The sequence below is a fragment of the Paraeggerthella hongkongensis genome (assembly GCF_003726035.1).
GTDB lineage: Bacteria > Actinomycetota > Coriobacteriia > Coriobacteriales > Eggerthellaceae > Paraeggerthella > Paraeggerthella hongkongensis.
On record NZ_QICD01000032.1, the window covers coordinates 24,967 to 30,966 of the forward strand.

4 protein-coding genes and 1 tRNA gene are annotated in these 6,000 nt (G+C 58.9%); 2 read left to right on the top strand and 3 right to left on the bottom strand.

Annotated elements, in window-relative coordinates:
- Window positions 1–5: 5 nt before the first annotated feature.
- The gene (locus tag DMP08_RS11095) at window positions 6–1,688 is read right to left on the bottom strand and encodes a sensor domain-containing diguanylate cyclase (protein ID WP_123192950.1); all 1,683 of its coding nucleotides are present in this window, start codon (window positions 1,686–1,688) and stop codon (window positions 6–8) included.
- A 499-nt stretch (window positions 1,689–2,187) separates the two neighbouring features.
- Here DMP08_RS11095 and DMP08_RS11100 point away from each other — a divergent pair.
- Together DMP08_RS11100 and DMP08_RS11105 are read left to right on the top strand one after the other, a co-directional pair.
- Window positions 2,188–2,274 (top strand) — tRNA-Leu (locus DMP08_RS11100).
- Window positions 2,275–2,829: 555 nt separating this feature from the next.
- Complete coding sequence (locus tag DMP08_RS11105; RefSeq protein ID WP_123192951.1) at window positions 2,830–4,086, top strand: tyrosine-type recombinase/integrase; 1,257 nt, start codon at window positions 2,830–2,832, stop codon at window positions 4,084–4,086.
- Between the two features lie 108 nt (window positions 4,087–4,194).
- Here DMP08_RS11105 and DMP08_RS11110 read toward each other — a convergent pair whose 3' ends face one another.
- Together DMP08_RS11110 and DMP08_RS11115 are read right to left on the bottom strand one after the other, a co-directional pair.
- Window positions 4,195–5,019 carry a nucleotidyl transferase AbiEii/AbiGii toxin family protein gene (locus tag DMP08_RS11110; protein ID WP_244596956.1) on the bottom strand — a complete coding sequence of 275 codons (825 nt, stop codon included), beginning with the start codon at window positions 5,017–5,019 and terminating at the stop codon, window positions 4,195–4,197.
- Between the two features lie 65 nt (window positions 5,020–5,084).
- Window positions 5,085–5,777, bottom strand: a complete 693-nt coding sequence (locus DMP08_RS11115) for a type IV toxin-antitoxin system AbiEi family antitoxin domain-containing protein (protein ID WP_244596957.1) — start codon at window positions 5,775–5,777, stop codon at window positions 5,085–5,087.
- Window positions 5,778–6,000 lie beyond the last annotated feature (223 nt).

The window sequence follows — 6,000 nt, forward strand, 5'->3', positions numbered from 1 at the left end:
TTTGCCTACGGCTGCTCTTTGTTGAGTCGTTTCGCTTGGTAGAGGTTGCTGTCGGCTTGGCGGTACAGGTCGTCGAACAAGTCGCATCCGCCTGCCGAGGATTCATAGGAGCATGCCGTGCCCACCGTAAGGGAAAGCGTGTCCTGCGGGTTTTCCACCGTGCCGCTTTCGAAATCTTTGAAGGCGTCTCGCTCGATGCGTTCGGCCAGCTGATCGAGCTGCGCTTTGCTTTGTGCGTGCGAGACGAATACGGCGAACTCGTCCCCGCCGAACCGTGCGACGATGTCTTCGGGCCCTACGATGCTTTTCAGGAACGAGGCTACATGTACGAGGACGAGGTCACCGGTGGGGTGCCCGTATCGATCGTTCACGTCTTTGAAATCGTCTACGTCGATGAACAGCAGCGCGCATGGGGTGCTTCCCGATTGGCAGTGTTGCCTGATGCGCTCGATTGCCGTCCGTCGGGAAACCGCTTCGGTCAGGTCGTCGTGTTCGGCCAGCTTGCGGTATTCCTGTTGCTGCACCATCATGGAGTGCGTGTCCAGCAAGCGTCCTACATGACGCTGCGCCTCGCCGTCTTGACCGCGCAGTACGACGGATTGATAGCGGCACCACAGAAGATTGCCGTCGGCGTCCGGCAATGCCACATCCACATCGACGCGCTCCGTTGCGTGCCGCGTGCATGCGTGCTGGTTGATCTCGAACTCCCCGTGGTCCATTTGGCATGCCGGGCCTCGCGAGCCAAGCTTGTTGAAATCGTCCGAGGTTATCGGTCGCCCGAAGCGTTTTTCGAAGTCGCCGAACACCTCGGTCCTCTTGGCTGCGCAATTTGCATCGAACACCACGTCGTTGTTGAGTTCCGCCAAGATGGTAAGGCGTTCGTTGCTCGTTTCGAGTTCTTCCTGATACGCGATCTTGTCGGTGATGTCGAGCGTCGCCACATAGAACCATCGGATGCCGCGCTCGTCCACCACAAGCCGGCCCCAGTCCTCTATCCAGCGTACGCTGCCGTCCTTTTTCGTGATGCGATAGGTGACGACGTCGGTGTCGCCGTGCCGTATTTGCTCGGTTATGGATTGCTCGACCGCCTCGAGGTCGTCGGGGTGAACGAACCCCCTGAACGAATTGCCGGTCGCCTCCCTGAATTCAGCCTCGCTTTCGTATCCGGTCATTTCGAGCAGCCCTGTGCTGAGGGATCCGAATTCTTCGGCGCCGTCCGCGCGATAGCGGAACAAGCCTCCGGGCATGCGCTTGAGAAAGCGACGGTACTCCTCTTTTGCCTTTTGCTCCTCGGAGGGGTTCGACTCCAATTCTCGTTGGGTCTGATCCGCTTCTATGGCGTGGACGATGCGGCGGTGCGCATACGGGCTGAAGGGGCGGATTACGATGTCGAGCGCATGGAATATTCTTTCGGACTGGGCGTCATCGTTTACGGCATCGAGGATGAGGAAGAACGGAACGCCGTCAGTGATGCTGGGCCCTTCGAAGTCGTCGGGCGCGGTGATTTTCGTAAGGTTGGGCAGCTGCGGATCTGCGATGATCGCCGATATTCCCGCTTGATGGTTCCGGATGAGAAAGAAAGCCTCGGAAGTGGTGGTTGCCTTCAGGACGGTGCATGTATCCGCGAGGCGTTTCCCCAGTTCCTCGTGGTCGCTTTCGCGATTGCTTGCGATCAAGACGGTATGCATGGCTGCCGATTCCCTTCGGGCCGAGGGTCGCTGCTCCTTGGGGGGCGGGACCGTCTGGTGTTGCTGATGAAGGCTTTTCTGAGTAGCGAGTTTAGCACAATGACCGTGATGAGCGGAAGCGGGTGCTGCGCCCGGCGAGAATCAGGTGAGCGTACGATCGCGGCGGTTTGCGCAGAAGGGGCGGGACGTTTTCTTCGCGAGTGCAGAAGAGGTTCGCGTTGGTGGAGCGCAGCGGTTCTTGCGACGGCGCGTCGGTGCAGCAAAGGCTTTTCGTCTGTCGTTCCGTTAGGCTTCGTCCGCCGTGTCGGGCGCGGTCCCTGTTGAGTTTACGCGGGATTCGGCAATGCTCCGCAGCGAGGCGGCAATGGTCGTCGCGGAAGAGTTCTTCGTCGCCTAGGAGCTCCGTTTTCCTGTTGGCGAAATCTTGCCAAATTTCTTCTTGCGTTTGCAGGACCAATCCGGTAACATAGTCAACCGCTTCGGAAGAAGCACGATTTGTGCGGGCGTGGCGGAATTGGCAGACGCGTACGGTTCAGGTCCGTATGGGGGCAACCCCATGGAGGTTCAAGTCCTCTCGCCCGCACCATTTGAATTGCGAGGCCCCTGATTTCAGGGGTCTTTTTTGCGTGCGGGTTGTAGGCAGAAAGTGTGTCTGCGGGCTAATCTTAGTCAATTCTGTATGGCCCGCTTGAATGAAGGTCGCTCCCTTGGACTGCGGTGCCCCATTGGGCGATAGTTCGGTCTTTAGCGTTTGCATCTTCAACTGCTCGGTACAGCTCGGCAATCGAGGAATCGGTGGGCATCTCACGAAGGATGTCGGCAGGAGCCATAGGGTATTCGGTGGGTTATAGGCAAAAGAAAAGGTCAGAAGTTTTAACTTCTGACCTGCAATTTCATGGTCGCGGGGGCAGGATTTGAACCTACGGCCTCCGGGTTATGAGCGAATAAGGGTGCTTATTCACTGTAATCAGGACGATCAGGAGAATCACATGTAGTCTTTTGACCTGCATTTTTCTCTTCATCATGATCAATAACTCCAAATTGTTCAGCAGCTCCAACTTTGCCTTGTCGGCAATTTGTCGGTTGGCTTGTCGGTCAAAATGGCGGTTAGAAAAGCTGTGGAAAAGTTAGGAGAGAAGTCATGCGATACACCAGCCGAGGCCTCCGCAGAAGGGGCGACACCGACAAGTGGGAATGCACGCTCACCCACAGAGATCCGTTCACCAATGAGTCGATTAGGACGTTTCACACCGTGGAGGGCAAGACCAAGCGAGCTGCGGAGCGAGCCAGAGACGAACTCATCATGAAACTCGAACTCAAGGGCGGCGCCATCGACAGCGGCATCACCGTTAAACAGTTCATGGAGAGCTTCGTAGTTTACAAGGAGACCTCTGGCACCGTAGAGCCGTCGACCGTCAGAGGCTATCGCTGCGAGATCGGATGGATCGGCAAGTACCTGGGAGCCGAGCGCCTCTGCGATCTGACCATCCCCATGGTGTCCAAGTGGATGGCAGGCATGAGCGCCGACGGATACGCTCCCAAGACGGTGTCAAAGGCCTTCCGATTGCTCAAGCAGGCACTCAACTTCGCCATCGCCCAAGACCTCATCATCAAGAACCCCTGCAACTTCTGTAAACCGCCCAAGCGCGTGAAGACGCCCATCAACGCGCTCTCCCGCGAGGACCGCACGCGGATGTTGAGGATCGCCAGGTGCGCCCTGCAGACTCCTCTTGGCCTCGCGATCGAGCTCGCCTTGACCACAGGCATGCGCCGCGGCGAGGTATGCGCGCTCAGGTGGTCTGACCTCGGAGACGACAGGACGATCACCGTCAGTCGCGCGCTCGGCAACGCCGAAGGCGGCTTCTACGAGAAAGAGCCGAAGACACCAGGTAGCAAGCGCACCATTCCGCTCACGGATTTCACCTTCCGCGCGCTGAGCGCGGTGAAAGAGGAGAAGATGCGCGTCTGCAAGTCGCTCGGCATCAGGTTCGGCGACCCCTACATGCTGGGCACGATCGGCGTCGACAGCCGACCCTACAACCCTACGCAGCTGGGGAAGGACTTTGCGGCGTTCTGCAAGATGGAAGGGTTCGACTGCACTTTCTACGACCTGAGGCACACCTTTGCCACGTTCATGATCGGGTCGGGCGTGGACGTACGAACAGTAGCGAGCTACCTCGGCCATTCGAGCGTGGCTATGACGCTGGAGATCTACGCCGACGTCGACCCCGAGGCGAAGATGTCAGCGGTAAGCAAGATCGAAGGAGCGTTCGACCTGGACGGCCTCGTGCCCGAACCAATCGAGGAAAAGCTCTCGAACGCGCCTGAGAAGCCCGCCTTCACCGTAGAGGAGCTGAGGCTGATGCTGGCGGAGGCAGAGAGGATGGAGACCAAGTAGCAACCGAGCTGGAGACCGTTGAAAAATTCGACGATGCGGCTCGTGCTTTCTCCGAGGCGCGGGCCGCCACCCTGTCGGATCCCAGCTGTCGCGCCTCACTTTGGCAAGCTACTCCCAAGCCAGCGCCTCTGTGTTCCAAACATGCAAACCCATCCGTCCTGATAGGCACGGCTCGATCAGCTCCTTGGCCAGCGCCTCGGCGTTGCTGACGTCATGGAAGCGGTCAGGTATCCCTGCCTGTTCGGCCAGTTTCCTGTACTGGCGAGCCTGGGCATCGCCCCACTCCAACGGCACGCCGAATACTCGACGCAACGCCAGCTTTCGCGCTGAAATCTCCTTTTCCAAGACTGAGCTCAGCGCTTCGTAATCGAACGCGACGTTTCGGGCGTATACCACGATGTCAACGAGGTCTTTCACGCGGGAGGACGGCCTGTCCCCGTGGCGCTCCACGATGCCGCACACCTTGTCGGCGATGGCCCGCTCCGCAGGATACACGAGGTAGTCGCACGACGCGATGCCGGCCAACTCGACGCGATCCGCAGGCGAAATCCGATCGGGCTCGCCGCAGTCGATCTCGTCTGTCACGAGGTCCACCGAAACGGTTCGGATCCGCTTCGCCCCGAGGAATACGTCGAAGCTCACCGTGCGGCCTTCCCGATATTCGTCTTCGGCTTTGATAGGGTGGCAGCCGACGTATGCGAACGAGACGAAATCGTCGAGGTCCCTTGACGCGAGAATCTTCAGTTCTTCGACGGCAGCATCTATATCGAGCGAGCTTGTCGTAAGGTCGATATCGCGCGTGTAGCGCGCGTCCGTCGTGCGGGCGAGCACGCCGAGGCCCCCTTTGAGAACGAACGGCGAGTCCAGATCAGAGAACACCCTGCAGAGCAGCCTGTGGAAGTAGAACCCCGCTATGGCCCGGTTCGTATCCATGGGCGAACGCCTTGCCGCCTCCTTGACGGCCATCTCTAATGCCCTCGGCGACGAGTATCCGACCATCAGCTCCCCTTCTTTTCGATGAGCGCGACATGCCCCGCACCGTCCGTTTCAACAAGCTCGGCTTCGCCATACGGCGCGATTCCCGCAGCACGGAGCAGCTCGTCGTAGCGCTTCGATCCGAGCCGATTGCGAAGCTTCCGTATGTCCATGTCGGTCGCCCCGTACTTCCTGACTGCCTCCGCGAAAGCGTCGGCGACGAGGGAGGCGTCCTCGTTGCCTTCCGCAAGGCTTGCGATCGTCGCTTCCACGCGCATGACGGGGACATCCGATTTCCAGACGATATCGGCTTCGGAGAGGGGCCTGACCGGGAATCGCACGCCGCCCATGCGGCTGTTGAACCGGCGCGGGGCGGCGATCTCATACGGGTCGGGATGAAAGTCGCCTATTCCGTGGATGTACGCCGCCGTGGCGCCGGAGGCAGCGAAGCCGTCGAAGGACCGCATGCGCTCGTGGGTCCATTTCTCGGGAGCGGTGAGCTTGTACGCGGCGCGCAGCCCATCGAGACCGTCGTCGATGGAAGAGGCAAGCCGGTAGGCGCCATGGGCGACCCGCTCGACCCTCCCCGCTTTCTCGGCGTAGGACAGCGCGTAACGCGGAATCCCGAACACCCGCGCCTGAGCGGCGGTGAACACACCGTCTTCGGACGCTGCAAGCTCTTCTATGGCGGATATGTTGCTTTTGCTTTTCATCATGTTGCAATAGTAGCAAATTTTGCGACTATTGCAACTACTAACCTTATCAAAGAATTTCTTGCTTCGTTCGTCATTAGTTTCAATCCATCTACAAGTTGGTTATTACGCCCGTATCGGTACATCGTTCCAGACCATCGGTACGGCATTCCGCAGCATCGGCACAGTGATTCTGCCTAGCAGTGCACACCCACAAGATATTGATTTCAAGGGCCCGACTGCAATC